Annotated in this window: 17 protein-coding genes; 9 read left to right on the forward strand and 8 right to left on the reverse strand. The window is 69.9% G+C overall.

Features of this window, described 5'->3' with window-relative positions; translation table 11 throughout:
• The first annotated feature begins 109 nt into the window (after nt 1-109).
• Nucleotides 110-772, forward strand: a complete 663-nt coding sequence (locus WME90_RS47780; protein ID WP_437278788.1) for a site-2 protease family protein — start codon at nt 110-112, stop codon at nt 770-772.
• A 65-nt stretch (nt 773-837) separates the two neighbouring features.
• Here WME90_RS47780 and WME90_RS47785 read toward each other — a convergent pair whose 3' ends face one another.
• Nucleotides 838-1,503: a DUF3455 domain-containing protein gene (locus tag WME90_RS47785; protein WP_437278789.1), complete on the reverse strand. Its 666-nt coding sequence runs from the start codon at nt 1,501-1,503 to the stop codon at nt 838-840.
• A gap of 298 nt (nt 1,504-1,801) precedes the next feature.
• Between WME90_RS47785 and WME90_RS47790 the strand changes: the two genes are divergently transcribed.
• Complete coding sequence (locus WME90_RS47790) at nt 1,802-2,581, forward strand: GNAT family N-acetyltransferase (RefSeq protein ID WP_437278790.1); 780 nt, start codon at nt 1,802-1,804, stop codon at nt 2,579-2,581.
• Between the two features lie 968 nt (nt 2,582-3,549).
• Nucleotides 3,550-4,197: a hypothetical protein gene (locus WME90_RS47795; RefSeq protein WP_437278791.1), complete on the forward strand. Its 648-nt coding sequence runs from the start codon at nt 3,550-3,552 to the stop codon at nt 4,195-4,197.
• 90 nt (nt 4,198-4,287) lie between these two features.
• Here WME90_RS47795 and WME90_RS47800 read toward each other — a convergent pair whose 3' ends face one another.
• The gene (locus WME90_RS47800; protein ID WP_437278792.1) at nt 4,288-4,479 is read right to left on the reverse strand and encodes a hypothetical protein; all 192 of its coding nucleotides are present in this window, start codon (nt 4,477-4,479) and stop codon (nt 4,288-4,290) included.
• On the opposite strand from WME90_RS47800, the gene WME90_RS47805 reads away from it, so the two are divergent.
• Nucleotides 4,478-6,535: a GAF domain-containing protein gene (locus WME90_RS47805; RefSeq protein ID WP_437278793.1), complete on the forward strand. Its 2,058-nt coding sequence runs from the start codon at nt 4,478-4,480 to the stop codon at nt 6,533-6,535. The genes WME90_RS47800 and WME90_RS47805 overlap by 2 nt on opposite strands.
• A 61-nt stretch (nt 6,536-6,596) precedes the next feature.
• On the opposite strand, the gene WME90_RS47810 is transcribed toward WME90_RS47805, so the two are convergent.
• Together WME90_RS47810 and WME90_RS47815 are read right to left on the reverse strand one after the other, a co-directional pair.
• Nucleotides 6,597-7,868 carry an ADYC domain-containing protein gene (locus tag WME90_RS47810; protein WP_437283757.1) on the reverse strand — a complete coding sequence of 424 codons (1,272 nt, stop codon included), beginning with the start codon at nt 7,866-7,868 and terminating at the stop codon, nt 6,597-6,599.
• Between the two features lie 240 nt (nt 7,869-8,108).
• Complete coding sequence (locus WME90_RS47815) at nt 8,109-10,484, reverse strand: hypothetical protein (RefSeq protein WP_437278794.1); 2,376 nt, start codon at nt 10,482-10,484, stop codon at nt 8,109-8,111.
• 366 nt (nt 10,485-10,850) lie between these two features.
• Between WME90_RS47815 and WME90_RS47820 the strand changes: the two genes are divergently transcribed.
• A complete protein-coding gene (locus tag WME90_RS47820) occupies nt 10,851-12,290 on the forward strand; it encodes a sigma 54-interacting transcriptional regulator (RefSeq protein ID WP_437278795.1) in 1,440 nt (479 codons plus the stop codon).
• Between the two features lie 78 nt (nt 12,291-12,368).
• On the opposite strand, the gene WME90_RS47825 is transcribed toward WME90_RS47820, so the two are convergent.
• The gene (locus tag WME90_RS47825; RefSeq protein ID WP_437278796.1) at nt 12,369-13,220 is read right to left on the reverse strand and encodes a ketopantoate reductase family protein; all 852 of its coding nucleotides are present in this window, start codon (nt 13,218-13,220) and stop codon (nt 12,369-12,371) included.
• Nucleotides 13,221-13,446: 226 nt separating this feature from the next.
• Between WME90_RS47825 and WME90_RS47830 the strand changes: the two genes are divergently transcribed.
• Nucleotides 13,447-14,022, forward strand: a complete 576-nt coding sequence (locus tag WME90_RS47830; RefSeq protein ID WP_437278797.1) for a TetR family transcriptional regulator — start codon at nt 13,447-13,449, stop codon at nt 14,020-14,022.
• Between the two features lie 108 nt (nt 14,023-14,130).
• Here the strand turns inward: WME90_RS47830 and WME90_RS47835 are convergent, their stop codons facing one another.
• Nucleotides 14,131-16,677, reverse strand: a complete 2,547-nt coding sequence (locus tag WME90_RS47835; RefSeq protein WP_437278798.1) for a hypothetical protein — start codon at nt 16,675-16,677, stop codon at nt 14,131-14,133.
• Entirely contained in the window at nt 16,578-20,642 is a 4,065-nt protein-coding gene (locus WME90_RS47840; RefSeq protein WP_437278799.1) for an RHS repeat-associated core domain-containing protein, read from the reverse strand. The genes WME90_RS47835 and WME90_RS47840 overlap by 100 nt, the downstream gene beginning before the upstream one ends.
• A gap of 221 nt (nt 20,643-20,863) precedes the next feature.
• Between WME90_RS47840 and WME90_RS47845 the strand changes: the two genes are divergently transcribed.
• Both WME90_RS47845 and WME90_RS47850 read left to right on the forward strand, forming a co-directional pair.
• Nucleotides 20,864-21,715, forward strand: a complete 852-nt coding sequence (locus tag WME90_RS47845) for a hypothetical protein (RefSeq protein WP_437278800.1) — start codon at nt 20,864-20,866, stop codon at nt 21,713-21,715.
• Between the two features lie 382 nt (nt 21,716-22,097).
• The gene (locus WME90_RS47850; protein WP_437278801.1) at nt 22,098-23,651 is read left to right on the forward strand and encodes a Fic family protein; all 1,554 of its coding nucleotides are present in this window, start codon (nt 22,098-22,100) and stop codon (nt 23,649-23,651) included.
• A gap of 65 nt (nt 23,652-23,716) precedes the next feature.
• Here the strand turns inward: WME90_RS47850 and WME90_RS47855 are convergent, their stop codons facing one another.
• Nucleotides 23,717-24,709: a fatty acid desaturase family protein gene (locus tag WME90_RS47855; protein WP_437278802.1), complete on the reverse strand. Its 993-nt coding sequence runs from the start codon at nt 24,707-24,709 to the stop codon at nt 23,717-23,719.
• A gap of 213 nt (nt 24,710-24,922) precedes the next feature.
• Here WME90_RS47855 and fumC point away from each other — a divergent pair, with 213 nt between their 5' ends.
• Nucleotides 24,923-26,320, forward strand: coding sequence for a class II fumarate hydratase (gene fumC, locus WME90_RS47860; RefSeq protein ID WP_437278803.1), 1,398 nt, complete (start codon nt 24,923-24,925; stop codon nt 26,318-26,320).
• The last annotated feature ends 164 nt before the right edge of the window (nt 26,321-26,484 follow it).

Below are 26,484 nucleotides of genomic sequence, written 5' to 3' on the forward strand. Positions count from 1 at the left end.
TGCGTTGGCACCTGCCTCCCGGAGCACCGGGCTCCTTCGAACGGGCGCGGTCGCGGCTGGGCTCGCGCTCCTCGCGAAGGGCAAGAGCCTGCTGGTCATCGCCAAGACGTTGCCCTTCGGCAAGCTGTTGCTGACGGGCGGGACCCTCGGGGCGTCGGTGTTGGCCTACGCGCTGAACGGAGGCGTGGCGTTCGCCGTGGGGCTCGTGCTCATGATTTTGATTCACGAGCTCGGGCACGGCGTTGCGATGAAACGGGCCGGCATCCCCGCGGGCTGGCCCGTGTTCATCCCGTTCTTCGGCGCGATGATCGCGATGAAGGCGCAACCCGAACATCCGCGGATCGAAGCCGACATCGCCTACGCGGGTCCCGTCGCGGGGACCGCAGCCGCGCTCGCGGCAGCGGGGCTGGGCCTGGCGCTCGGAAGTCCTTTCCTCCTCGCGCTGGCTTACACGGGGTTCTTCCTGAACCTGTTCAACCTTGTGCCGCTGGGGTTCCTCGACGGCGGTCGCATCGCCCGCGTGCTCTCACGGCGCGCCTGGATCATCGGCGCGGTGCTCATGGCTTTGCTCTGCGTCGCGAGCCCGACCCCTCAGCTGATCGTGATCGCCGCGCTCAGCTTGCGAGGGGCCTTCAGCCGAAACAACGACGATCTCGAAGCTGTTACGGCCGACGACCGAAAGACCTGGGCCATTCGCTACTTCGGTCTCTGCGGCTTTCTCGCCCTCGCGACGCTCTTCAGCCACCAGCTCACGCGCTCCCACGGTTGGTGAGAGGCGGTGGTGGGGTTTACGGCATCTCGCCCGGTACGCCGAACACGATCAGGGATCGAGCGAGCTCACGGGTTCGCATAGAAGTAGTAGGTCGCGCTGTAGTCGATGCGCGCCTCGGCGCCATCGTGCGCCTTGTCGCAGCCGTCCGCCGGAGCTTTGCCGCCCACGGTCTGAACGCGCTGAACCCACGCGACGTGGCTGAGCACGCCTTGCCCCTCGGCCGACTTGGTTTCCAGGAGCAGCCAGGGGATCGCGGTGGTGTCGGGAGCGTCTGCATTGGCCTTCATGGCGCCGACGATCTTGCTGCCGTCGGCCGCTTCCCACGTGGGGCCGCCGTAGTGTTTGCCCAGCGGTTTTCCTGACTCGTCCGAGAGCGTCGCGTCCGGGGCTTTGAGCGTCCATTCGAATTTCGCCTTGGGCTCCTTCTTCTTGCCGCACACGTAGATCTGAGAGCCCTTGGCGCTCGCCTTCAAGACGAGATTGGCCGTGCTCGGCGCTTTGATGGCATCGGGCGTCTCGGGGGGCGCCAGCTTGGGGACGCCCGCCGTCGCCGCGGGCTCGGTCGCCGGCGTCGTTTGCGAAGGTGCCGGCGCCGACGGCGCGGGCGCAACGGGCGCGGGAGCTCCGGCGCTCGCGAGCGGTGCGCTCGGCGGCGGGCTCGAGGCGCTCGGGGTCGTCTCCGCGCAACCGAAATTTATGACGATGAGTCCGATCGCATAACGCGCATTCATGATGAATTCCTCTCTGATCGCGGCGACACAGGCGCTAGAACACCGAACACGTTGAAACCAGCCCGTTTGTCGCGCTAGGAGATCCAATCGCGATCCGAAAGTCAATCTCCTCGTGGCGCTCGTCCCACGGTACAGCCACGCTGCACGCGCTGGTTGGCATAGAGGCTCTTACGCGATCCGCATTCTCCTGGAGAAGCCGCGCGCGACGGGCGCTCGGCAACGCGCTGTCCGCAGCAAGAACACCGCGTGCAGTTGGGCGTTCGCGCGCGCTCATGGATGTGCCACGAGCTCCTTGGACATGACCACCGAGCTCGCACAGGTGATTTCATTCCGTCGGACGCTCCAGGACCGGGCCTCCACCCGCCTCGAGCGGTTCCCGGGCGGAACCGCGCTGTTCAACGATGAATTCCGCCTCTCGTTCAGCCACAACCGGCTTCGGCTGGAGGAGGCGGGGGGCGAGGTGCGGGCGGCGGAGCTCGCCGCGATCTGCGACGACCTCCTCGGCGCCGCGGGGCACGCGCACCGCAGCATCACCATCGAGGACGAGCGCACCGGTCTCCGGCTGGCCCCCGACTTCGTGGCCATGGGCTGGGTCGCGCGGCGGGACCTGGTCATGGTGCACCGCGCGCTGCCTGATGGGCGCGCCGGCGCGCAGCTCGTCCGCGAGCTCGACTGGAGCACCGTTCGCCCGATGGTCGAGGAGACGGTGCGGCGCCTCAAACAGGGGAAGGGCGCCGAGGTGGTGCGGCAGCTCGTCGACCGCAACCTCCTCGTGCGCCGGGCGGCGCGCCTGCGCCACTTCGGCGTCATCGTGGATGGGCGCGTCGTGAGCTCCTGCGACCTCTACGAGGGCGGCGCGGTGGCGCAGATCGAGGAGGTGGCGACGCTGGAGGAGCACCGCGGACGGGGCTACGCGCGGGCCGTGGTGCGGACGGCGATCGAGGCCGCTCAGCAGAGCGGCCACCGGGTCCTCTTTCTCAATGCCACCGCGGACGACTGGCCGAAGGAGATGTACCGGCGGCTGGGATTCGAGGCGATCTCGTCCCTGCACGAGCTGACGCGGCTCCCTGGAGATTGACGCGCTCGCGCTGGTGACGTCGGTCGCGGTGACCGTGAGCGTGTGGGGACCGAAGGCGAGCGCGTCGACCTGCACGAGCGCTGAGAACACGTCATTGCCCGCGGCCGTGAGATCGAAGGAGCTCGCGTCGATCTGCGCGGCCACGCCGGTGAGCGCGTCGGTCGACGTGATGCGTGCCCGCACGAGCATCGGGCTGAACGGCACCGAGTCCGCCGCAGGATCCATGATGCTCACCGTTATCGCGGCCCACGCGGCGCGCGCGGGGAGCAGGAGGAGGGGCCAGACCAGAGCACACAAGAGGAGACGTAGGCCGGGCATCGCGATGGTCCTTCCGACGGGTGCCGCAGGGGCGCGCCGCGGTCAGCTTCGAGCTGCAGCGCGTCGCGCCCAGCACAGCGCGTGTACTGGGGACGTCGTCCCCGCGTCGGCTTCGTTGCCGCGGAGCTCCGAGATATTCACGAGCGAGCACGGTACGAGGCCGGAGGGCGCTCGAGTCCGTGGCGCCCCGCGCCCCCCGGTCCAGCCGGCGCGACTACCCCTCGCGTGTGCCCTCCTCGGCTTCGACATCTCTCATCGCCCCGCTGCTACCCAAGGACCTGTTTCGCTGGGGCCATCTTTGGATTGGTGCTGGGCATCAACCCCCCGTGACATGTCACGAGACATGTCACGTGACGTGCCTCCGCTCCAGCGTGACATGTCACGGCTCCGGTGTGGCGCAGCGCGACTCGCTCCTCGCCGTAGCCGGTGGTGCGCTGGTGCAACTGCCCGGTAAAGTAGGCTCCTCGGCTCAATTTGCCCGTGTGGGTGCGCTCTGCGACGGCGACTCGCCGGCCGCGGCGTGGCGGCCCATGGGCGACGCTCCGGCATCTCGGGCTCGGCACAGCCCATGCAATGCGCGGCGCGGGGCCCGTCTCCCGGGGAGAGCCGTCGCCACAACTTCAACATCAAACCAATCGTTGGGAAAACGCATGAAGCATTTGTTTTTGTTGATCACGGCGACGATGTCTGCGCTTGCCGCCGGCTGCATCGAGGGGGAATCGTACAAGTCGGACCTCGCCGACGATGAGCTCGGCCAGGCTCAGCAGGCCCTCGGCGAGGTTGGATGCGGGACGATCAGCATGACAGGCATGGCTCCCGCGAATGGGAACATCAATTCGACCCGCGGGGTGCAGCAGAGCCCGGACTGGACTTACAACCCAGGTCCCACTTGTCCTTTGCAGTACCTCGTGGAGTACACGAATTTGCCCCCTTTCAGTGCCATCGTCGGTATGACGATACGTACCAGGCTCCACGGCGGCACGACCTTGGGAGACATCACGAACCAGACGGACTGCGAGCGTACCCACCTCCTGACGGGCTACTATGTCTGGGATACCAGCACCAGCAGCCCCACCATCACCACCACTCAAGAAAGTGGGGTGTGGAGCTCCGGCGCTTGTGTCAGCGATCTCATCGGCACTCGGCCGAGGGTCGATGGGAAGTACAAGGTTCGGGTCGGCGCGCGCACACTCTACTGCGCCTACTCGGATGGTTGCACGGACGTCCAGCGCACGAATCTCAGGGTCGAAACCTTTGCATCCTGGGGAAATGACATCCCTCCCTGGGGCGACCCCTGACCGGGCGGGCGGCGCCGCCGCCGCGCTCGGCAGTCGGTCCTGAGGTTCCGTCCTCGCCAGCCGAATCCCCCGGTGGAACCTCGGCGATCTCTACAACGACTGGGCCTCGTGCGACCTCGCGCGCGGGCTCGACCCGCAGGACTCGGAGCAGAAGGCGATCGAGATCGGGCGCGACCCGGCGGAGCCGCCGCTCGACCTCACGTTATCGATCTCGATGCGCCCGGCGCTTGCGGCCGGGGTGACCTCGACGGTCGCCCTCGGGCGTCCCAAGAGCTTCTGCATGATCGTGGAGTCCTTGCTCCCCTGGCCGGTGATGAGGCTGGCCAGCACGGGTGAGGTCCAGGCGAGCGCGTCCCTGAGCGAGCTCCTGGAGATGGAATCACCGACGCCGGAACGCCTGTCGGAGCGCTTCGAGATATCCCGGCTCGGGAGCCAGGCGGTCCTTGCCGAGAACGAGTCGCCGTGGCGGCGCGCCCTTCGCGGCGAGTCCTTCAGCGACGAGGAGGTCTGGTACGATCGACGGACCGATCGCCGCCTCCTGCTGCTGGTGCGCTGCCGCGCGTCGGCCGGCGAGGCGCTGCTGGCGTTCGAGAACGTCGCCGATGAGCCCTTCGCGGTCCGGCTCGCCGACCTCGTGGCCAGCATCGGCTCCGCGCTGCCCAGCGCGGACGAGCCCTCGGCCCTGGCCCATGGGCTGCTCGACGAGGTGGCCGCCGCCGTTCGCGCCGACGCCGTAATCCTCATCGCCACCGAGCGCGGCGAACGCCTCAGGCTGGTGGCCTCGGTCGGCCTCCCCGAGGCATTCGTACAAGACTCCAACCTGAACCTGGCGAACAGCGTTATGGCGCTGGCAGCCGAGACAGGCGACATCCAGGAGGTCGCGCGCATCGAGGAGCTGCCAGCGAGCGCCTTCCGCGGCACCCTGCGCCTGCTCGAGCTCGGGTTCCACGCGATGGCGGCGTTCCCCCTGAGCGCGGGGGGCGAGCGTGTCGGGGTGCTAGGGCTCGCGTGGCGGCAGCCGGGGAAGCTCAGCCCGATCGAGCGCCGCTTGCTCCGGGGCGTGGCGGGCGCCTGTGCGCTCGGGCTGCGGCAAGCGCGGCTGCGCGAAGCCGAGCGCCGTGAGGCCCGCCGGCTGCGCTTGCTCCGCGACGTGGCCATGGACATCGAGGCCGCCATGCCCCTGGACGCGCTGCTGCGCCGCCTTGTGGAGCAGGCCTGCGAGCTGACCCGCGCCCGTTACGGCGCCCTGGGGGTGCTCGACGCCGAGGGCACTGGCCTTTCCGACTTCGTCCACGTGGGCGTCCCCGAGCAGGTCGCCGACCACATCGGCAGCTTACCCCAGGGCCGCGGGCTCCTGGGTGCGCTCATCCGCGACGCGCGACCCAGGCGGGTGGCGAAAATCCACGCCGATCCGCGATCGGTCGGCTTCCCCGCGCATCACCCGGCGATGACGTCCTTCCTCGGCGTCCCGCTGCTCATCGGGAAGAAGGTGTTCGGGAACTTTTATCTCTGCGACAAGGACGGTGGCGCCGAGTTCACGGAGGAGGACGAGCGTATGGTCCGGCTCTTCGCCGCGCAGTCGGCGCTGGCCATCGCCTACGCTCAGCAAGTCGCGCGCACGCAGGAGGCCCATCGCGAGATGGACCGCTTGAGGAGCGAGTTCGCGGCCGTCATCGCTCACGATCTCCGCAACCCCGTCGCGGCCATGACGCTGCTCCTGGACGCGCTGCTCGCGAGACGCGAGGGCGCTTCGGTCGTCGTGTCGGTTCAGCAGCTCCAGTGTTTGCGCCGGATAGGCAGCCGGATCTCGCGCATGGCGCAGGACCTGCTCGACGTCTCTCGCATCGAGCTCGGGCGGCTCTCGCTCGAGCGCCAGCGCGTGTCGCTGGAGGAGGCGACGCGCGCGCTGCTCACGGAAATCGAGCCGACCCTCGGGCAGCACCCGGTGACCCTCCACGTGGAGGGGCGTGTGCCCGAGGTCTTCGTCGATCCGGCCCGGGTGTCGCAGATCCTCACGAACCTTCTCGACAACGCCGCCAAGTACGCGGATGCCGGCTCGCCGATCCGCGTGACCCTCCGTCCGGAGGGGGGAGGCGCGGCGCTGACGGTCGAGGATCGCGGCCCGGGCATCTCGGCGGCGGATCTGGGCAGGCTGTTCGATCGCTTCTTTCAAGCCCCGCGGGCGCGCGAGAAGAACACGGGGCTCGGCCTGGGCCTCTACATCGTCAAGGGGCTGATGGAGGCGCACGGCGGCACCATCGCCGTGGAGAGCACGCCGGGCCAGGGCTCGAGCTTCCGCCTGTGGTTTCCGGCGGCTCAACCCGCGCAGGCAGCATGACTTGCCCGGTGCGGCTCCGGCGGCAGGAGGGCCATCGAGACATGGTAGCCATCGGGCCTGCTCACCGCGTCGAGGGGCCGGGCGGCCCGACGCGCCCCGTGGCGAACGCGCCGATGCTGGCCCAGGGGGCCGTACACGCGGGCAGCGAGGGGAGCGTGCTCACGTAGTCGCGGTACTCGGAGATGCGCAGGTTCTCCACGTTCAGGCAGACCGCGCCCTCCGGGCTCCAGACCGCCTCGAGGTACGCCGGATCGGCGCCCGGAAGGATGCCCCGCACGTCGCGCACGACGATCGGGGTGCTCGGGAGCGTGAAGCTGGTCGTGCGCTCTGCGCCGCCCGCGGGGCCGGCGAAGTAGGCCGCGCGCTTCGCGTGCAGGCACGATCCGAACAGGTACCGGCCCTGGTCGGGGCTCGTGTTCTCGGTCTTCCAGGGGGCATATCCCCACGAGAGGCACGCGTCGATGGCCCCCGTCTCACAGCTCATCGTTGTCGCGCTCGCGTCGCGCTCGACGGTGGCGAGGAGGCCGTCGACCTTGATCTCGCCCGCGAACGACGCCCGGAGGTCGATGCCACCCACGCTGCAGTGGCGGCGCCACATCGAGGCGCTCGGGTCGGCTTCGGCGGGGATCACCCGGTATTTGACGCTGTACCGGCGGAACCAGGAGCGCGGCTCCGGGTTCGGCGGCGGCGGCGTCAGCAGCGCCGGGCCCGGCGGCTCTATCATCAGCTCGTAGCGGAAGGGCATGCCCCCGGGGCCGGCCACCTCGAGCTTGAACGACGACAGCGCTGCTCCCCGGACGGGCGAGTACACAACGCCGTCGAGCGCGTACTCGATCTCGAGATCCATCCCGGCGGCGCGCACGCTTCGCAGCACGACCGGCCGAAAAGCCGTCTCGCCGGGCAGCACGCGCGACGCGCTCACGGCGGACGAGTACACCGCGGCGCGGTTCGACGCGCTGCGGAGCTCCAGCTTGACGCCCCCCGGACCGTTGATGAACCGCTCGGGGCAAAAGGCCGGGACGCCTTGATCGCTGAGAAAGCAGTAGGTGCTATCGCTGGCCGCCCCCACGTAGATGCCCGGGCCATTGCTGCCAGGGCGCTTCGTGGGGTCATAGAGCCTCCGCGCCCCGAGACCAGGGAGCTCGTACGTCGCGTCCCCCTCGACGCCCCCCGTCTCCGCGCCGGGCGGAGGCGCATCGGCGGGCTCACCGGTGCCGTCCGCCTCGACGTCGGACGGGGGTGCGTCCGGCGCTGACGGCGCTGCGTCTTCGGGATCCCCGGGCGCGGGCAGGGCGCAGGCGCCGCACGCGCCCATCGCCAGGAGCGCCAGCATCGAACGCACGCGCCACACCCCCGAAACGCCTCCGGCGGCCCTCACGCCGCGCCCACGTCGCTCGCTTAGCCAGGTTCCGTTCATCATCGGTCATCCTCCTCGTCGCGCTGGTCGTGCTCGCAGCCCTCACCACCCCGGGGCCAGCAGCTCACTCTGGACGCGGGCCGCCGTGTCCTGACAACCCGCGTGACGTCCCGGGGCGGGAGGCAGGGTGCGGCCCTCCCGCCCCGGGCGCCGCCTTCACTCGCAGCTCGGCGGGCGGATTGTCGTGTTGCCGCCGGTGACGCTGAAGAGCGGTTGGTTCGGGCTGAAGGGCTTGCCGTGGTCGTCGCAGGCCTCGACGCCGAAGAGCGATCGAGCCGCGCCCGCGCCGAAGGCGTCTTCGCACTGCTGCATCGCCGCGCGCACCGCCTCGGCCTCGGCGCCGATGGCGCTCGTGTCGACGCTGCCGTCGGGGTTGAAGCGAATGTTTGTCACGTGATTCACGCTCGTCAGGCTGGTCTGCGCCGAGACAGGGGCGCACACGAGGCTGAGCTGGGACTCGACGCACTTCGCCTGCGCCGCGCTGAACCCGCTGGCGCGCAGGGTGCTCGAGTACGAAGCCGGGTCGGCGCAGACGTTCGACGGGTAGGGGAAGCCGGAGACCGCCCGGCCCGTCAGGCAGATGCTTACCGCCGGGCGCGTGCCGCTCGGCGCGTCGGCCGCGCAAGGCGGCGGCGTCGGCGGGTTCGGCGCCGTGTCGGCGAGGCAGGTATTGACGTCGTTGCCGGCGGGGAAGCTCGAGAAGGCGCCTCCCGGGTCGAGCGGCAGGTGCGACAGGACGTTCGGCTGCGTCAAGGGAGCGCCCGTGCCGGAGCCGGTGCCCATGCGGAAGCGGTTCGCCTCGGGCCAGTCGCCCGTCGTCGTCTCGGCCAGCGTCCCGCGGGTGTTGACGATGGGCACGTCGAAGCCGAAGGGCCCGAAGCGCAGGTGCAGCTTGATGCCCGCCGAGTACGTCGCGTTCACGAAGCCGCGCGGGGTCACCGAGAGCATCGCGACGGGCTGCTGGTTCTCGAGCACGACCGCATCGCGCAGCACCTGCTCCTGGCCGCCGTTGACCCCGAGCCCGCCGGAGACGTCGAGCCACATCGCGAAGATGCCGATGTCGAGCCCGGCGCCCGCCGTCAATACCGCTTCCATGCCGGCGCTGTGCCGTACCGTGAAGGTGTGATCATCGTCCTGAATCATGCGCGCGAGCATCGGGTTCGTCACCGGCATCAGGCCCATGTCGCCCGCCCCCGAGGGCGACAGAAGGAACCAGCGCAGGCCCGCCGCCGGCGCGACCGGCGTCGGCGTGGCGGGCGTGCCCGAGTTGAGCATCATCGGCATGTCGCCCCACGACACCGGGAAGGGCGTGACGATCGAGCCGAGGGGGCCCGTCGGCCGCGGCGTCAGGCCGAAGGGCAGCGTGCCCGTGGTGTGGCCGAGCAGCCGCTCGTTCGGCGTGCCCAGCGTGCCGATGTCGGCGCGCGCCTTGAGCTCGAAATTCACGTGCACGACGCCGATATCGAACAGCGGGAACCTCACGGGGTCGGGCTGCACGACCGCCCGGCGCGAGACCACCGCGTCGGCGTGCGTGACGGTCTGAAAGCGCCGGTTGAAGAAGCCCGTCGTCAGGTCGCGCGACGCATCGTTCACCACCTCGCCGTCCGCGCTGACGAAGGCGAGCGGCGCGCGCATCTCGCCGAAGCCCGGCAGACCGATGTTGCCGATCGGCGTCAGCTTGCCCCCCGCGAGGATCGGCACGACGAACGCCTGCGCGCCGTCGTTGACGCCCGAGCCGGTGAAGCGCTCGGGCCCGTCGAGCACCACCGTCGGCTCCATGACGAGCAAGTCCACCGTGCGGCCGAAGAGGTTGAGCTCGGCGAGCGCCCTCCGGCCCATCGACCGCTTGCGGCGCGCGCTCTGCTGGCGTTGCACCTCGCGGGCCGCGCAGTACAGGCGCGCGCCTCGCTGGCGCGCCTCGCTGAACAGGCGCGGGTCAGGGTAATTGAACGTACCCGCCTTCTCGCTCGATCGCTTCAGCCAGCGGGCGCGCGCCGCGGCGAAGCCGTCGAAGTCCTGCGTCACGCTGGCCGAGAGCCCCCCGGGGAACCTCGCCGCGAAATCGGCCAGCACCGCCCTGGCGTCGGCCTCGTCGAGCGCGGCGACGACCTTCGCGTCCGCGCTCGCGAGCGCCTCGTCGAGGTGCGTCCTGAGCGCCGGAGGCGCCGAGAAGGGGTCGGTCGTGGCCGCGTTGCGCCAGCTCGCGCGGTCGCTCGTCGGCCCGGCCGCGAGGTCCGCTCCGTTCGAGAAGCTCGCCAGGCGGATGGCGCTCGAGCTCGTGTCGGTGATCGGCGTGCTCGCCGGCACCGCGCTCATGCCGGCCGCGGGCAGGGTCGCGCTCGTGGTGGAGGGGCCGACGACCGGCGAGCCCACGCTGACGATCGGCTGTTCGCCGGCGCCGGTCTCGTCCTGCGCTTCCGGCGCGGGCTCCGCGTCGGCGAGGCACCCGGCCGCGAGCGCGCCGAGCGCTCCCAGGACGAGAGGAGACAGGACCGAGCTACGGCGGGTGCGTGTGGGGACATGATTCGACATGAGTTCCTCCTGAGCGGGCTCGCGCCACCCGCGCGCAGCGCGCGGCGCGGCGTCGGCAGCGGATGGCCTCGCGCCCCCCGGCTCAGGGGGGCACAGCGTGGTGGCGTCGACCGGGCACCGCGGGAGTCGGTGCCGCCGCGCGCGGCGTGCTCCGCGGGCGCGATGGTCGTTCGCGATGGTTAGCGAGGCGCGTGCCAGCCGCTCTGTCGCCGGCCCTGATCCAGCGCAGGCCCGCGTGCGCCGCCGCGGGCCGCTGCGCCGCGTGTCGACCCTTGGAGGACCCCGCCGCGGGCACCGGCGCGGGCACCGCTGTGGACACCGCTATGGGCACATCTGCCGGCGCCAGGCACCTATAATGACCGCGGGATGACGGACGACGGATCGACCCTGCAGCCGAGCGGGCACCGCGCCTCGAGCAGCGGCGCGCCCGCCGCCGCGCCGGGCCTCGTTCGCGTCTTCGGCGCCGGGGTGACCCTGGCCAGAGCGCTGCCCTTCGAGGGCGAGGCGCTCGAGCTCGGTCGCGGCTCGGCGGTGCTCGGCGAGGCGAAGGACCCTCGGATGTCGCGGCGCCATGCCCGCTTCCGCTTCGATGGGCGGCGCTTCTGGGTCGAGGACCTCGGCAGCCAGAACGGCACCGTCGTCGACGGGGAGCCGCTGCCGGCGGGGGCGCCGCGCGAGGCGAGGTGTGTCGTGCGCCTCGGCGACTCGCTCTTCGTGCCCTCGACCGACGTCGGCCCCCTGGCACGCCAGGGCGTCGTGGCGCGCGAGGGGTTCGTGCGAGGCCCGGCGATGCAGCTGCGGCTCGCCGAGGCGGCGCGCGCGGCCGAGCTCGGGCTCTCGCTGCACATTCGCGGCGAGAGCGGCACCGGCAAAGAGGGCGTCGCCCGCGCCTTCCACGAGCAAGGCCCGCGCGCCGCCGGGCCTTTCGTGCCCGTCAACTGCGCGTCCATCCCGCAGGGCATCGCCGAGCGCCTGCTCTTCGGCGTGCAACGCGGCACCTACTCGAGCGCCAACGCGGACGCGCAGGGGTATCTCCAGGCGGCCGAGGGGGGCACCCTCTTTCTCGACGAGATCGGCGAGCTCGATCTCGAGGTGCAGGCCAAGCTCTTGCGCGCGCTCGAGACGCGCGAGGTGCTCGCGCTCGGCGCGTCCAGGCCGAAGAAGGTCGACTTTGCCTTCTGCTCGGCCAGCCACCGCGACCTGCGCGCGCAGGTCGCGAGCGGGCGGCTGCGCGAAGACCTCTACTTTCGCCTGGGGCGCCCCGCCGTCGAGCTGCCGCCCCTGCGGCGGCGCCTCGAGGAGATGGCCCTCTTGATCGAGCAGCAAGTGCGGCAGATCGCGCCCGAGCTGGGGCTCCACGTCTCGCTTGTCGAGGCGTGCCTGCTGCGGCCCTGGCCGGGCAACGTGCGCGAGCTCCTGGTCGAGGCGCGCGCCGCCGCCCAGGGCGCGCTCATGCAGGGGGCCTCGCGCATCGAAGCCGCGCACCTCAGCGCGAGCGCCGGCGCCCTGTTCGAGCCCGACCCGCCCTCCGGCGCCCCGCCCGCCGAAGTCCGGAACAGCACACCTGCCGCGCCCCGGGCACGCCGCGCGCTGCCCTCGCGCGCCCCCCCGCTCGACGCCGGCGAGCGCGCCCGCATCGAGGCGGCGCTGCGCGAGCAAGGCGGCAACGTGCGGGCCGCGGCGCGGGCGCTCGGCATGCACCGGACGCAGCTTCGCCGGCTCATCGAGCGGCACGGCCTCGGGGCAGAGGCAGGCGCCGGCGAGCCGGACGACGGGCTGGGCTCTGTCGACGAGAGCTCGTCCTAGCCCTGGCCAGACGACATCCCGGGCGTCTTCACGAGGGCGGGGCGCCTCGTGCCCTCGTGGATGGGCGCGCTGTCTTCTTCAGGGGCGGATGGCGAGCAGCGTCGGTGTTTGACCCGGCGCCGCGGCGGCCATCGCGTCGATCAGCGCGCGCGGCTCGCCAGGCCCGACGGCGCCCGTCTTGCGGACGGCGTCGACCCTGCTGAGCCCCCACAGGAGCGCGGCCGCCGCCGGCGTGGGCAGGCGGCTCAGCGTCACGATCGGCTCCGGCGTGATGGTGTTTCCGAGGTGGCGCACCACGCGTAACCCTTCCTCCAGGGCGCGCGCGAGGCGCATCGCCTCTGCCCACGACACGCCTGCGTTCCGCGCGTGCGCCGTGGTGATAGCCACCATCGCCGGCACGGCGAGCGCCGCGTGCGTGCGCAGCCAGCTCTCCATGTCGGGGTGCACGACGGCGGGAATGCCGGCGTCCGTGAAGACCTTCGCCCATCCCGCGTCCGTCACCGGGGTGACCATGCCTCGGGTGACGACCTTCGACGTCAGCTTGCCGTCCTCGAGGGTCGCCAGGATCGCGGGGAAGCCGAAGGCGAAGCGCGCCGGGCCCACCGCCTCTCGGAGGCGGCCGAGCGGCTCGAAGGTGTTGAACATGAACATCACGGCCTTCGCCGCGCTCTCGGCCAGCGCAGGCAGCACCGCGTCCACCTGGTGCGCGAGCACCGTCACGAGCACCAGATCCCACGCCGCCGTCGCGTCGAGCGCGGCGGTCACGCGCACCGCCGCGCGCTCGCCCGAGGCGCTCACGATCGCCTCGTCTCGCCGCAGCTGCTCCAGCCGCTCTCCGCGGGCGATCACCGTCACCTCGTGCCCCGCGCGCGCGAGCTGAAAGGCAAAGGTGCTCCCAATCCTACCGGCGCCGACAATGGCAATCTTCATGCGTTACACCGAAGCTCCTGTGGGAAGATCTCATGGATAACGGGCCGATTCAGAAGTACCGGCCCAGGCTCTCTCGGCGCCATCGTCATCGTCGGCGCGCGCATCTGTGTTAAACCAACTGGATGGTTTAAATCTAGGGAGCGGCCTTGGCCGTGTCAACTGGGCGAGGGGGCGGTGCGCTCTGCTTGCCGCGCGCCACGGCGTGTGCTCCATGAAGGATCCACCCATGCGCTACGATTCGGCGGCGACAAAGAAGAGGCTCCTCGACGCTGCGCTCGACGAGTTCGCCGAGCGAGGGCTGGCTGGGGCGCGCGTGGACCGCATCGCGGAGCGGGCCTCGGCGAACAAGCAGGCCATCTACGCCTATTTCGGCTCCAAGGAGGGTCTGTTCCGCAGCGTGCTCGAGGAGCGGTGCCAGATCGCGTTCGACGCCGTGCCCTTCGACCCGTCGGACCTGCCGGCCTTCGTCGCAGGCGTCTTCGATCACCTGGTCGAGAATCCGAAGAGCGTGCGGATGATGATGTGGAGGCAGCTCGAGCTGCCCGACGAGGCGCAGCACGACGTCGCGACCGCCAAGGTGCAGGAGCTCGCCGCGGCCTACGACCTCGGGGCGACACCGAAGCCGTGCGCCGAGGACCTGTTCGTCATCCTCCTCGGGCTGTCGATGTCCTGGTTCAGCTTCGCGCCAAACCAGCCGGTCGCGAAGGGATCGGCGGCGGAGCAGCGGCTGCACGCCTTCAGGCGCTCGCTGGTCACGGCGGTCGACGCGGTCGTGAAGGCGATGGCGACGAAGAAGCGGTAGCTGGTCCGTGCCAGGCCTGGGCGCCATTGGCCGCCGAGGATGCCGCCGGCGCGCTGCCAAGGCAGGCGGGCGGCAGTCCACGACGGCAGCCCGCGAGCACCGCGGCGCTCAGGGGAACCACGCTGCGACCTGCACCACCTCGCGCGCCGCGCCGGCCAGGCCCTCGTCGCCCGCGAGCGCCGCGATGAGGGGCGCGATCCGCACGAGGGTCACACCGTCGCCCGCGAGCGCGGCGTGGCGGAAGTCGCCAGCGAGCGCGTCGAGCAGGATGCCGAGCGCCGCGGCGGCGCCCTCGGGCGGGAAGTGGCGGGCCAGCGGGACCAGGTCGAGCAGGCGGTCCGGCTCGTCGGCGCCGAAGCGCAGGGCCAGGGGGAGAGCCTGACGCACCAGCTCGGGCGCGTGCACGGGGTCGTGGCGCGCCAGGAAGCCGAAGGCGCCCAGACGGCCAGCGTCGCTGAGCGGCCCGACCGCGGCGAGCAGCGTGTCGCTGTCGCCCTTCGCCGCGAACCAGGGCCCCACCTCGAACATCCGCAGCCCGTAGCGGTCGCGCGGTTCGGCCTTCTGAATGGCCTCGTCGATCCGCGCCAGCAGCCGCGCCGGCTCCGTGGCGAAGGGGAGGCTCCGGGCCAGCGCCCGCACGCGAGGCGCTGCCGGCAGCGCCTCGATCAGGTCGTCGGCGGGATCGCCCAGCGCCCTGAGGCGCGGGATCAGCCCCTCGAGGAGCTCGACGGCGTGCTCGCCGAACCCGGGCGCGAGCGCCGCGGCACGGCGGGCCTCCGGGGCGGCGAGGTGCGGTATAAGCCGCGCGAGCGTCCAGTGCTCTTTCAGGTCGTACGGCTCGATGTGCTGCTCCACCGCGGCGAAGGCGGCGCGTACGCGCTCGGGATCGCCGAGGACCCGCGCGAGCGCGGCGAGCGCTCGCGCCCGCGCCGGCCCAGGCAGCGCCTCCGCGTCGGGCCAGAGCGCCTCGGCGACGGCGTGCGGGAAATGTCTGGAGAAGGCCTCGATATCGCCAGGATCTCCGGCGCCGTTGCGGAGGCTAGCGAGCGCCTCGCGCGCGACCGCGACCCCTTCCTCCGGAGGCAGTGCCCCTGTCGCGACAAGCATCTGATGCGCTCGCTTCTCCGCGTCCTCCGTGGTCCGAAACGCGGCGAGCGCTTCCCGCGCGAACGCGTATCCCGTCTCGGCCCCGGCGCACTCGGCGAGGCTCAGGAGGACATCCCCGCGGAATTCGGTCTCCGGGATGCGCCGTGCGGCGTCCGCGGCCCACGCGAGCACCTCGGCGCGCGCCGGGCCGGCCGTCATCGCCGCGCCGAGCGCGGTGAGCGCCCTGGCCTGATCTCGCTCGTCGGCGATCCGTTTCTGCCGGTTGATGGGCTCGACGCCGACGGGAGCATCATGGTCCTTGCGTCGGGCGCACCAGTTTAGGCTCGCCTCGACGAGGGCCGCGCGTACGGCGAGGGCCGTTGCCTCGCGACCCATGGGAAGCACCACGACGGCGCGACGGCGTACGCGCTCGAGGTCGGCGACGAAGCCGAGGTAGGCCTCGGGCCGAGCCATCCAGCGGGCGAGGTGCTCCTCGGTGACCAGCGCGGCGAATGCCTGGAGCGGTGCGTCGCTCTGCTCCATGTGCGCGCGCACGTAGGCGCAGGGATAGCCGTCTGGCGGGAGCGCTAGGAGCTGGCGGGTCGACGTCTCGCGCGCGCCGAGGACGAGGCGCTCCTCGACCTCGCGGCGGGCCGCGTTCGAGCGGAACGCGTAGGTGCCATCGACGGCCGTGACGAGCGGCTCGCTCCCGGCGAGGGCGCCCTCGATGGGCGCCCCGAGGGCGGCAGTGATCTCGTCCTCGGGGAGCCGGCCGTAGGCGACGGAGAGCAGGCCGAGGAGCTTGGCTGATGCGGCGCCCGCGGTCGCGAGGAGCTCCGCGGGATCGCCCGGTGTGGGCCAGGGCCGCACCGGCAGTGGATGGATCTGCGTGCGCGCAGGATCGAAGCCGAGGCGCTGGATCCACGCGCGGGCCGCGGCGTCGTCGCCCTCGACGGTGGCGAGCACCTTGACGCGGGGGCCAACGGCGGAGAACAGCGCCGGCCAGGCGACGAGCGGCTCCGCCTCCTCGACGTCGGTGATCGCGAGCAGCAGCGAGGGTTCGTTCTCGGTCGGCCCGACGCGCAGGTGTTCCTGCGCGATCTGTCTACGCAACAGCCGAGGCTCGCCGCCTGCGTAGTCGGAGAGCACCCGCGAGACCAGCAGCGCGAGGATGTCACGCTCGAGCCTGAGATCAGGCCCGATTGGCACGAGCTGCGCACCGTAGGCGACACCTTCGTTCTGTGCACGGACCAGGTGGGCGGCCACGACCGCGCGCCGGCTCGCGCGCGAGCCATGCAAGATCGCATAGGGCAGCTCCGGCTCGTCGAGCCACCGGCTGAGCGCGGCCAGCGCGGTTTGCTCCGCGGGGTCGAGCGCAGCGCTCGACCCTTCATTCCAGGCGCAACGGAAGGCGCGCTCGACGGGTGCGGGGGCGAGGATATGGGGCGGGGACATCGTCATCTCGCGGGTCAAGTGCCGGCGAACGGAGGCGTCGAGGAGGGCGCCGTGGTGATGTTCTTCTCCCGAGATTTCGTGCGCTCGCTGCTCTGCGTCCAGGTCCCGTCCCACCGGCCCATCTTATTCACCTTGGTTTCATCCTTGTTGTTCGGGCCGATCACGCCGCCCTTGGCGTCCTCTCCGATGTTCGCCGGGTGGAGGCCGAGTTCGCGGAAGATCTGGGCGCACATGGGGCAGGGCGCCATACCCTCACCATCCTCGTTCGTGGTCTCGATCGTCGCGCCGTTCCTGAAGCGCTTCTGAAGCTCGGCGCGCACCTCCTCATTGGTCATCTTGGGTTTCCCCTTCGCGGTTCGCTGGGCGTTTCCTTCGGCGCGGATCTGGCTCGCCATCTTGTGCAGCGCGTCCACCTCTGCGCACGTCGTGTCCCCCGTCGCGGTCTGCTTCGGATTGCGCGCCTTCTGCGCATTCTTGACGGCCTCGGTGATCGCGGGGTCCTTGTAGTGCTTCTCGCGATGGTCCTCCGCTGTTTTCCCGCCGCGCTCTCCCTGGCTCTTGCCCTCGATATCGCCCGGCACCCCGCGACGGTTCTTCGGATCGGTGAAATCCTTGCCCTCCGGGTTGTTCCCGGCCGCGTTCCGGACGGTCGAGAACGGCATCAGCCCGCTCGGATCGACGAACCGCGTCGGCGCGTTGCCTGCGTAGTCGAAGCCGTTGAACCCGCCGTCGAGCCCCGCCGGGTCCGCGCTCAGGTACCGGCCGAGCGCGGGATCGAAGTAGCGGTAGCGGTTGTAGACGAGCCCCGTCTCCTCGTCCTCGTACTGGCCCGGGAAGCGGAGCGGCGTCGTGGTCCGCCCGCCCTCCTTCACCTTCGCGCCGAACGCGGACCGGTCGAGCTCGCACACCACCTCGCCCGCTGGGCCGACCAGGCGCTCGGGCGCGCCCACGTCGTCGTTCAGGTAATGGAACCACGGGCTCTCCTCGCGCCGCCCGCCCGCCACCCGCGTGTCGCGGTGGGCCCAGGGGGCGTACCGGGCCTCCTCGAAGCAGTACGTGCGCTCCTCCACGACGGGATCGCCCGCCACCTGCGCCACGCGCTTGATCTCGTGGACGAGCACGCCGCCGTCCCACACGAAGCGCACGCTCGACAGCTCGCGCCGCTTCCCGTCGGGCGCTCGCTCGAACGTGCGCTTCCCGATGCGCCGCGCGAACGGATCGTAGCTGAGCTCGATCACCTTCCCGTCGGGCCTCTCGACCGCGCCGAGCAGCCCGAGGGCGTTCCATGTGTACCGCGTCAGCCGCCCCTCCGCGTCGCGCGCGCTCGTGAGCCTGCCCGACTCGTCCCATGCGTACGTGGTGCCACCCTTCTGCACCAGGCGGTTCCCGGCGCCGTACGTGCGCTGCTCGCCGTCCGGCTCGTGGAGGTTGCCCGCGGCGTCGTACGCAAAGCGCTGCCCCCGGCCCCGCTCGTCGCGGACCCCCAGGAGCTGGCCCGCGGGGTCGTGCTCGAACAGCCTCCGGCCGAGCGCGTCGTCCCACGACTCGACGAGCTCCGAGCACGGCCCATAGCGGAACGCCTGGTACACCGTCGTCCCCGGCGGGCGAGGGCCGACCCACTCGGGCCGGCCGGCGCCCGCGCTCGCTTGCGCCGGGTGGCCCACCCAGCGCTGCGCCATGCGGCCGAGCGTGTCGTAGACGACCTGGATGCGCCCTCCGTCCGGCAGCGCGCGGGCGATCTCGCGTCCGAGCGCGTCGTGCGCGACCCCGACCGCGGTGCGCCCGTCCAGCACCACCTGCGTGGCCCGGCCGCAGGCGTCCCGCGCGAAGGCGGCCGAGTGGCCCAGCGACGTCGTCCGCTGCACCACGTTGCCCATGAGATCGTACGTTCGCCGCACAGAGAACGCGTCCCCCGACGCGATCTGCCGCTCCTCCACGACCCAGCCCACGGCGTTGCGCGTGAACGTGAGCTCCCCGGTGGGCGTGACGGCGGCGATCAGCTGGCCGCAATGATCGTACTCGAACGACTCCGTGGCCCCGTCCGGCAGGGTGCGCTGGACCAGCTGTCCGGCCGCGTCGTAGGCGAACTCGGTCATCTCGCCCGCGCCGGTCTTCTCGAGGAGGAGCTGTCCGGCCATGTCGTGCCGATAGTGCTTCTCCAGCCCGGCGAACGTCCGCTCGTACACCATGCGGCCCGCGGCGTCATATCGCATGAGGTACACGTCTCCCCGCGCGTTCTCGGCCTGCACGAGGCGGCCCTCGCGGTCGTAGCCGAGCCGGTTCACCTCACCGTTCGGGCGGCGGATCGCGCAGACCTTGTGAAGGCCTCCCCGATCGAAGCGCGTCGAGGTGCCGTCCGGGTGGTCGACGCGCACGACGTCCCCGTTGCGATCGTGGGCGTAACGGGTCACGCCCCCATCCGGGTGGCGGACGGCGATGCGATCGCCCCGGTCGTTGTAGGCGTACGACGTGATGTGCCCGAGCGCGTCGCGCACCGACAGGCAGCGTCCCCAGAAATCGTAGACGTGCTCTGTGACGGCGCCCGTCCCGTCGATCTTCTGGATCTCGTTGCCCTGCGCGTCGTGGAGGAAGCGCGTGCGCGCGCCGTTCGGCGCGACGGTCTCCGTGATGAGCCCGCGCGCCTCGATGCGTACCTCGAAGGTCGCGCCGATCGGGTCGGTCCAGTACAGGACGCCCGCGGCGCGCGTCACCTCCGTGACGCCGCCGCCTGGATCGGTGACGCGGCGGATGTGCCCGTCCGGCTCGCGCTCGATGACGGTGGTGCGCCCCAGCGGATCGCTCACGCGGAGCGTGCGCCCGCGGGCGTCGCGGACCCATGTCGTGGTGGCGCCGAGCGGGTTGGTGAACGAGCGCAGATTGCCGTTCTCATCGTAGGTGCGGCAGTAGACGGCCCCGCCGGATACGGCCTTGTCCAGCTTGCCGAACTCGTTGGCGAAGTAGCGGTGCACGGTGATCGAGTCCGCCACCTCCGAGTACCCGTCGTCGCCGTAGACGAGCGTGCAGTGGTAGATCCCCCGGGCCTTCGTGCCGTCGGCGAGCGTATCGGGCACGCCCTCCGCGAGGCCGAGGCGCGCCGGATCGGGGTGATCGCCCCACGTCTCGACGCAGCGGCCACGCTCGTCGTACCGGAAATGGAAGGTGAGATCCTCGGGATCCGTGCGTGATGTCAGCCGGTGATCGTCGTAGGTATAGCGGGTGACGCAGCCTTCGGCGTCGGCGTCAGCGACGAGGTCGCCGCGCTCGTCGTGGGTATAGCTCCGGAGGGTCACCCACCTCCCTCGCTCTGGCGCGTTCTTGACCTCGAGCGCGGCGATGCGGCCGCCGGGCGTGCGCCGCACGCGCACGACGCGGCCGGCGGCGTCGGCGATCGACTCGATACGTCCCTCGCGGTAGGTGAGCCGCGTCGTGTTGCCATGGGCGTCGCGCACGGCGGAGAGGCGGTATGTCGAGCCGTCGCGCTCGGAGAACAGGTAGAACGTGCCTGCGGCGTCATCGAGCACGAACCCGCTGGCGTCGCGGGTCAGGACCCAGCCGTCGGGGCCGATGCCCGCGTCCCCCTCGGCGATGGGGTCGAACGAGAGCTCTGCGCCCGTGTCGGTCCACAGCACGGTGGTCTGGCGCCGCACCTCGACGGCCCACGCGAACGAGTGCACCCAGCCGAAGCCGAGGCCAACGTCGCGCTCGTGGGCGCTCGTGCTGTAGTGGCGCACGAACTGCAAGCCGAGGGGGCCGAGCAACTCGAGGTCGACAACGGGGTCGGTGAACACGCGGCCGGTGGCGACGTCGACCGGGTCGCCCTTCGACACCTTCCCGCTCTTCTTCGACCCGTGGTGGTTCGGGCAGCCGGAGCCGTCGCCGCCCGCGCCGCCGCAGGCCGACTTCCCCCCTCCGCTGGCGCCGTTGCCCCCGTTGGAGCCGTCGGCGCCCTGGTCCTTGCCGCTCCCCTTGCCGCCCTTGCCATTGCCGCCGCCGCTGCTGCCGCCGCCGCCCATGATGAACACGCCGGGATTCATGCCGGGGATCGCGGGGATATTCGGGGCGGGGGCTGTGCGCGCCATGAGCGCGAGCGTAACAGGGCGGCACAGCACCTGAAAGGCGCCTCTTCCCGCCATGGTCGCACGGGAGAGCACGTCGACCCGATCGGTCAGCCGCAAGGTCTACCGCGCTGCCTTCTCGTTCGGGCTGTCTCCAACCTATCAGCATTTCCGCGCTCGAGAGTTGCGGCAAGGGGCGAGCTGTCGGTATTGTGCGCGCCATTCGCCCATTCAGGAGCTCTGCCGTGCACAAGATCTACCTCGCCCTTTCCGCAGCATTCCTCGTCACCTCTACGGCCTGCTCGGATGAATCCGATTCTAGCGGTACGAGCAATGACCAGACTGGCAGCGGCGCGTCGACAAGCAGCGCCGCGAGCGGCGGTACCGGGGGCAGCGGCGGGTCGGGCAGCTCGGGCGTCGGAGGAGGCGGCGCTGGTGGGGCGGGCGCGACGAGCGGAGCGGGCGGCGCAGGCGAGGGCGGCGCCGGGACAGCCGGCGGGCCCGATACCGGGGCCGGCGGGGACCCGGGCGGCACAACGCTGGGCTTCTTCGTGTCCACCCCGAGCGACAGCGGCGGCGATCTCGGCGGGATCGACGGCGCCGACACGACCTGCCAGGCGCTCGCGGCCGAGGTGGGCGCCGGCGGTCGCACGTGGCGCGCGTACCTGAGCACGAGCACGCAGAATGCCCGCGATCGCATCGGCAAGGGGCCCTGGGTCAACGCCAAGGGCGTCACGGTGGCCGCCAGTGTCGAGGCGCTGCACGCGCTGCCCGGGGGCAACCCGGAGCTCTTCGTCGATCACAAGGGCAACCGCATCAACGGCCAGTGGCAGGGCTCTCCCACGCCGATCGAGCACGACATCCTCACGGGCTCGGCGGCGGACGGCACGGCCCTGGACGACACGTGCAACGACTGGACGTCGTCCACCGCCACGCCCGGGCCGCAGGTGGGGCACTCCGACGGCCTCGGTCCGAACATGAGCAGCCAGGCCCCCTACAACTCGTGGAACTCCGTGCACGCTCCCGCCGGTTGCAGCCAGCAGCAGCTCGTCGCGGTGGGCGGCGCGGGCCGTATCTACTGCTTCGCCGCGGACTGAGCCTTCGTCCGGCTCAGGCCGTCACGCCGGGCTGGATGCCGTTCAGCGCCATCCTCTTCCGCCGCTAGGCTTGCTCGTTGATGCCGCTCCAGCGACCCAACCTGTGTAGGTCGTGGGGGGCCCGACGACGACGGTGCAGCTGAGTCCGCTCGTGGCGCCGGGGTAGCACAGGAATCCGGAAGCAAAATGCCGACCAAGCGTAACGGAACGCCGCCTGCCTCGACCTCGAGGGGTACGGCGATGGTCGTCGGAAGTGGCTGAAGTCTGCTGACATCGTTCGTCTTTCCTAACTATGGCGCCGCGCGACGCTGCATGTTAAAGAAATTGGCCGTTTCTTTTATCATGAGGGCCGTTCGCCCCCCTTGTGCAAGGAACCCGAACCATGAGAGCGGGCCGATTCGTTCAGCAGCCCACCGGATATGTCGCCTTTGAACCCACACCCCTTCCGCCTGATCCGCCCGTCCCGATAGAAGGAGAGCTCGCCAGGCTCCTTTCCGCAGCAGACGTTGCGCTCGGCCGCCTCGATGGAATTACAGGGATTCTGCCCAATCCTGATCTTTTTGTCGCGATGTATGTCAAACAGGAGGCCGTCCTCAGCTCGCAAATCGAGGGGACCCAGGCCTCCCTCACCGACGTCCTTCAGTTCGAGGCAGGCGAACACGACGATGGCAAACTGCGAGATGTCCGCGAAGTAGTGAACTACGTCGGGGCGATGAATTATGGCCTTGAGCAGACTTCGTTGCCCTTGTCCCTGCGTCTCATACGAGAGATCCACAGTCGTCTGATGCAGGGGGTTCGCGGTGAACACCTGGAGCCAGGTGAATTTCGCCGAACGCAGAATTGGATCGGACCGGCTGGATGCACTCTGACTACCGCAACATTCGTGCCGCCTCCGCCGCACCAGCTATTCCAAATAATGGGCGATTTTGAGAGGTTTCTCCATGACGAGATGCTACCGCCCTTAATTCATGCTGGTCTCGCGCATGCGCAATTCGAGACGATCCATCCGTTTCTCGACGGAAACGGACGCGTTGGACGTCTATTGATCACATTCCTCCTATGCAACCGAGGTGTTCTCTCGCGGCCGCTTCTGTATCTCAGTCATTTTTTAAAGCAGAACCGGATCGAGTACTACGATCGCCTTCAGGCTGTCCGAACACACGGTGCATGGAAAGAATGGTTGTCCTTCTTTTTGCGAGGCGTACGAGATGTTGCGACTGAGGCACATGCAACTTCTCGAAAGATTCTAGATCTGTATGGTCATTTTCAGGAGTTGCTCAAGAGCGAAGGGAAGGCCGGAGCAGCCCTGCTGCGTACACTCGATGTTTTATTTGCACATCCGGTATTGACGACGGCTACCCTTGCGACGAAGCTGGACGTGTCGTACGTGACCGCTAATGGCTACATGGCCAGGCTGCGTGAACTCGGTGTCTTGCGAGAAATGACTGGGTTCAAGAGGAATAGGCGCTTCGCATTCTCCCCTTATCTCGCCCTGTTTGAAAGCGCTGCGCCACCGGTCTCAAAGCCGTCGGTTCACTGGATCGACCCCGCAAAAATCAACGTTGATGTGGGACGCCGCAGCGCGCTTACTCCTGAGCAAATCGCACGCATCGAAGCCTTGCAAAAAATCTTTGGTGAATTCGGCGACAGCACGCTCGAGAAGTGGCTCGACGACTTCGAGCGCGAGTCAAACCCCGAGCGCGAGATCTCGATCTGGGAGGCGATGGCACAGGCCTATGTTAGGTACTGCTCGTCGCGCCCTCTTGCGCCGGAGGCGCGTCGCGATGTTTTTGGACTCGTGCTTGCACGCTCCGGCGCCTCCGATGAGGAAGTGCTGCAGCAGATTAAACTCCAGCACCTCAGCCAAGAGGAGGCCCGTGAGGTCCTGCGCTGCTATCTCGCTCCACCACAGCCAATCCGGGTCATCGTGAGGTAGGTAGATCCTTCCTTCGGCTGCTATTGGAGCCGTCCGGCGAGCGGAAGGATCTCTCCAATTTTTTTTCAGGCGGTCGCGCCGGGCTGGATGCCGTTCAGCGCCATCATCTTCCGCCGCTCGTCGTCCTTGTTGAGGCCGCGGTACCGCTCGTCGAGCTTCGCGAGTTCGAGCTTCAGGATGCGGCCGTACAGCTCCAGGGCGACCCCGACGATCGACGGGTGGCAGGCGGACTTCACCCGCTCATCGTAGTAGGGATACGCCGCCTCGTGGAAGCTGCGCAGGTTGTAGAACGGGATGCCCGGGAACTTGTGGTGCTCGTTGTGGTACGTGACGTTGTTCCAGAGGAAGTTCGTGACGCGCGCGCTCGTCCCGTACGTGCGAGAGCTGTAGGCGTCCTCCCCCGGGAGCATCTCGTAGTGCTCGATCATCGAGGTCACGCTGGCCAGGATGGCGCCGAAGATGAACGGCAGGACATAGAAGAAGAAGAACACCTGGAGCGGCATGACCCAGAAGAAGAAGGCCATGAGCCCGTAGAAGCCGAGGAGCTCCACGTTCATCTTGACGCGCTGGAGCGGCGACAGCCGCTTCACGTACCGCGCCATGCAGCCGAGGAAGTAGAGCGGATAGGCGAACGTGTAGACGGCGAGCAGCAGGAGCTTCGCGAGGACGGGATTCCGCGTGTAATCCGTGACGACGAAGTTGTCGACGTCAGGGTAGGTGTTCGCGATCTTGTGATGATGAAGGTGGTAGTTCGTGTACAGCGTCACGCTCATGCCGGTCGGCGCCCAGCAGAGCAGGGCGATGACGTACGAGGTGAGCTTCGATCGCGAGCAGCTGCCGTGGACGGCGTCGTGCGCCACGGCGCCGAGGCCGCGGACGAGGTTGGCGATCAACCACGAGCAGGCGACCCCGATCGGGAGGGCGAGCGCGTGGTGCTGCGTCGCGTACAGCACCCACGTGACCGCGGCCCAGATGCCGAAATGAAGCGGGATTTTGAGCAGGTGAATGGGGTTGCGCTTGTAGGCAGCCTGCAGCAGCTCCCGCGGTACTGTGTCCATGCCGGCCATGCTGATCTCCGTGTTTCTCGCGCGTGCGCGGCCCGGAACTTCGCAAAAAACAGGCGGGAAAACAAGAGCACGCCCGCTTTTCACCGCGGCGGCGCGAATGCGCCTACGCGCCTACGCACCTACGCACCTGCGCGGCTGCGCATGCGCCGGCGACAGGGCTTCGCGCCGCTTGAGGGGGGCGTTCGCCGCCGCTAAGACGCGGCCATGGGGACGCGCATCGAGAAGGACAGCTTCGGGCCGATCGCGGTGCAGGACGACCGCTACTGGGGGGCGCAGACGCAGCGCTCCCTCGAGAACTTCCGCATCGGGGGCGAGCGCTTCCCGCGGGAGATGATCGCCGCGCTCGCGACTGTCAAAAAGGCGGCGGCGCTCGTCAACCGCGATCTGGGGCTCCTGCCGGCGGACCGGTGCGCGCTCATCGTCGCGGCGGCCGACGAGGTCATCGAGGGCAAGCTCGACGACCACTTCCCGCTGGTCGTCTGGCAGACGGGGAGCGGCACCCAGACCAACATGAACGTGAACGAGGTCATCGGGAACCGCGCGATCGAGATGAGCAGCGGTGTGATGGGGTCGAAATCGCCGGTTCACCCGAACGACGACGTGAACAGGTCGCAGAGCTCGAACGACGTGTTCCCGACGGCCATGCACGTCGTCGCCGCGCTCCAGATCGAGCGCCGCCTGCTCCCGGAGGTCCGGCGGCTGCGCGAGACCCTGGCGCAGAAGAGCGCGGCGTTCGCGGGGATCGTCAAGATCGGTCGCACGCACCTGCAGGACGCGACCCCGCTGACGCTCGGGCAGGAGTTCTCGGGCTATGTGGCGCAGCTCGACGCCGGCATCGCCGCGATCGAGCGCGCGCTTCCGCCGCTGCTCGAGCTCGCGCTCGGGGGGACGGCGGTCGGGACGGGGCTCAACGCGCACCCGGAGTTTTCGACAAAGGTGGCGGACAAGATCGCCGAGCTCACGGGCGCGCCGTTCGTCACGGCGCCGAACAAGTTCCAGGCGCTCGCGTCGCACGACGCCCTGGTCGCGGCGCACGGCGCGCTGAAGGTGCTCGCGTGCAGCCTGACGAAGATAGCGAACGACGTCCGCTGGCTCGCGAGCGGGCCGCGCTGCGGGATCGGGGAGATCACGATCCCGGAGAACGAGCCAGGCAGCTCGATCATGCCGGGCAAGGTGAACCCCACCCAGGCCGAGGCGATGACGATGCTGTGCGCGCAGGTGCTCGGCAACGACGTCGCGGTCGGCGTCGGCGGGGCGAGCGGCAACTTCGAGCTCAACGTGTACAAGCCGCTCATCATCCACAACGTGCTGCAGTCGATCCGGCTGCTCGCCGACGGGTGTGCGTCGTTCGAGGAGCACTGCGCGCGGGGGATCGAGCCGAACCGCGAGCGCATCGAGCGCAACCTGCGCGAGAGCCTGATGCTGGTGACGGCGCTGAACCCGCACGTGGGGTACGACAACGCTGCCAGGATCGCGAAGAAGGCGCACGCGGAGGGGACCACGCTCCGAGAGGCGGCGCTCGCGCTCGGGATCCTCGACGGGGAGAAGTTCGACGAGATCGTACGGCCGGAGAGGATGATCGGGCCTTCCGGGGGCGGGTGAGGGCGCGGCGGACGGGGACGCGAAGGAGCGAAGAAGAGGAAGAAGAGGTAGTGCCGAGTCGACCGGCGCTCGGAGAGGGTGGCGGTCGCGCGGTGCGGGGGCCCCGCCGAACTCGCCTGAGCGATGTCTCCTCCGGCGAAGCCGGAGGAGACATCGCTGTTGGG

It is taken from the genome of Sorangium sp. So ce375 (genome assembly GCF_051473855.1).
In the GTDB taxonomy this organism is placed as follows: domain Bacteria; phylum Myxococcota_A; class Polyangia; order Polyangiales; family Polyangiaceae; genus Sorangium.

Bases quoted from the DNA above. Each gene is read 5' to 3' on its own strand.
- WME90_RS47785 (WP_437278789.1), bottom strand. From the start codon at position 1,503: ATGAATGCGCGTTATGCGATCGGACTCATCGTCATAAATTTCGGTTGC.
- WME90_RS47790 (WP_437278790.1), top strand. From the start codon at position 1,802: ATGACCACCGAGCTCGCACAGGTGATTTCATTCCGTCGGACGCTCCAG.
- WME90_RS47795 (WP_437278791.1), top strand. From the start codon at position 3,550: ATGAAGCATTTGTTTTTGTTGATCACGGCGACGATGTCTGCGCTTGCC.
- WME90_RS47805 (WP_437278793.1), top strand. From the start codon at position 4,478: ATGATCGTGGAGTCCTTGCTCCCCTGGCCGGTGATGAGGCTGGCCAGC.
- WME90_RS47800 (WP_437278792.1), bottom strand. From the start codon at position 4,479: ATGCAGAAGCTCTTGGGACGCCCGAGGGCGACCGTCGAGGTCACCCCG.
- WME90_RS47810 (WP_437283757.1), bottom strand. From the start codon at position 7,868: ATGCTGGCGCTCCTGGCGATGGGCGCGTGCGGCGCCTGCGCCCTGCCC.
- WME90_RS47815 (WP_437278794.1), bottom strand. From the start codon at position 10,484: ATGTCGAATCATGTCCCCACACGCACCCGCCGTAGCTCGGTCCTGTCT.
- WME90_RS47820 (WP_437278795.1), top strand. From the start codon at position 10,851: ATGACGGACGACGGATCGACCCTGCAGCCGAGCGGGCACCGCGCCTCG.
- WME90_RS47825 (WP_437278796.1), bottom strand. From the start codon at position 13,220: ATGAAGATTGCCATTGTCGGCGCCGGTAGGATTGGGAGCACCTTTGCC.
- WME90_RS47830 (WP_437278797.1), top strand. From the start codon at position 13,447: ATGCGCTACGATTCGGCGGCGACAAAGAAGAGGCTCCTCGACGCTGCG.
- WME90_RS47840 (WP_437278799.1), bottom strand. From the start codon at position 20,642: ATGGCGCGCACAGCCCCCGCCCCGAATATCCCCGCGATCCCCGGCATG.
- WME90_RS47850 (WP_437278801.1), top strand. From the start codon at position 22,098: ATGAGAGCGGGCCGATTCGTTCAGCAGCCCACCGGATATGTCGCCTTT.
- WME90_RS47855 (WP_437278802.1), bottom strand. From the start codon at position 24,709: ATGGACACAGTACCGCGGGAGCTGCTGCAGGCTGCCTACAAGCGCAAC.
- fumC (WP_437278803.1), top strand. From the start codon at position 24,923: ATGGGGACGCGCATCGAGAAGGACAGCTTCGGGCCGATCGCGGTGCAG.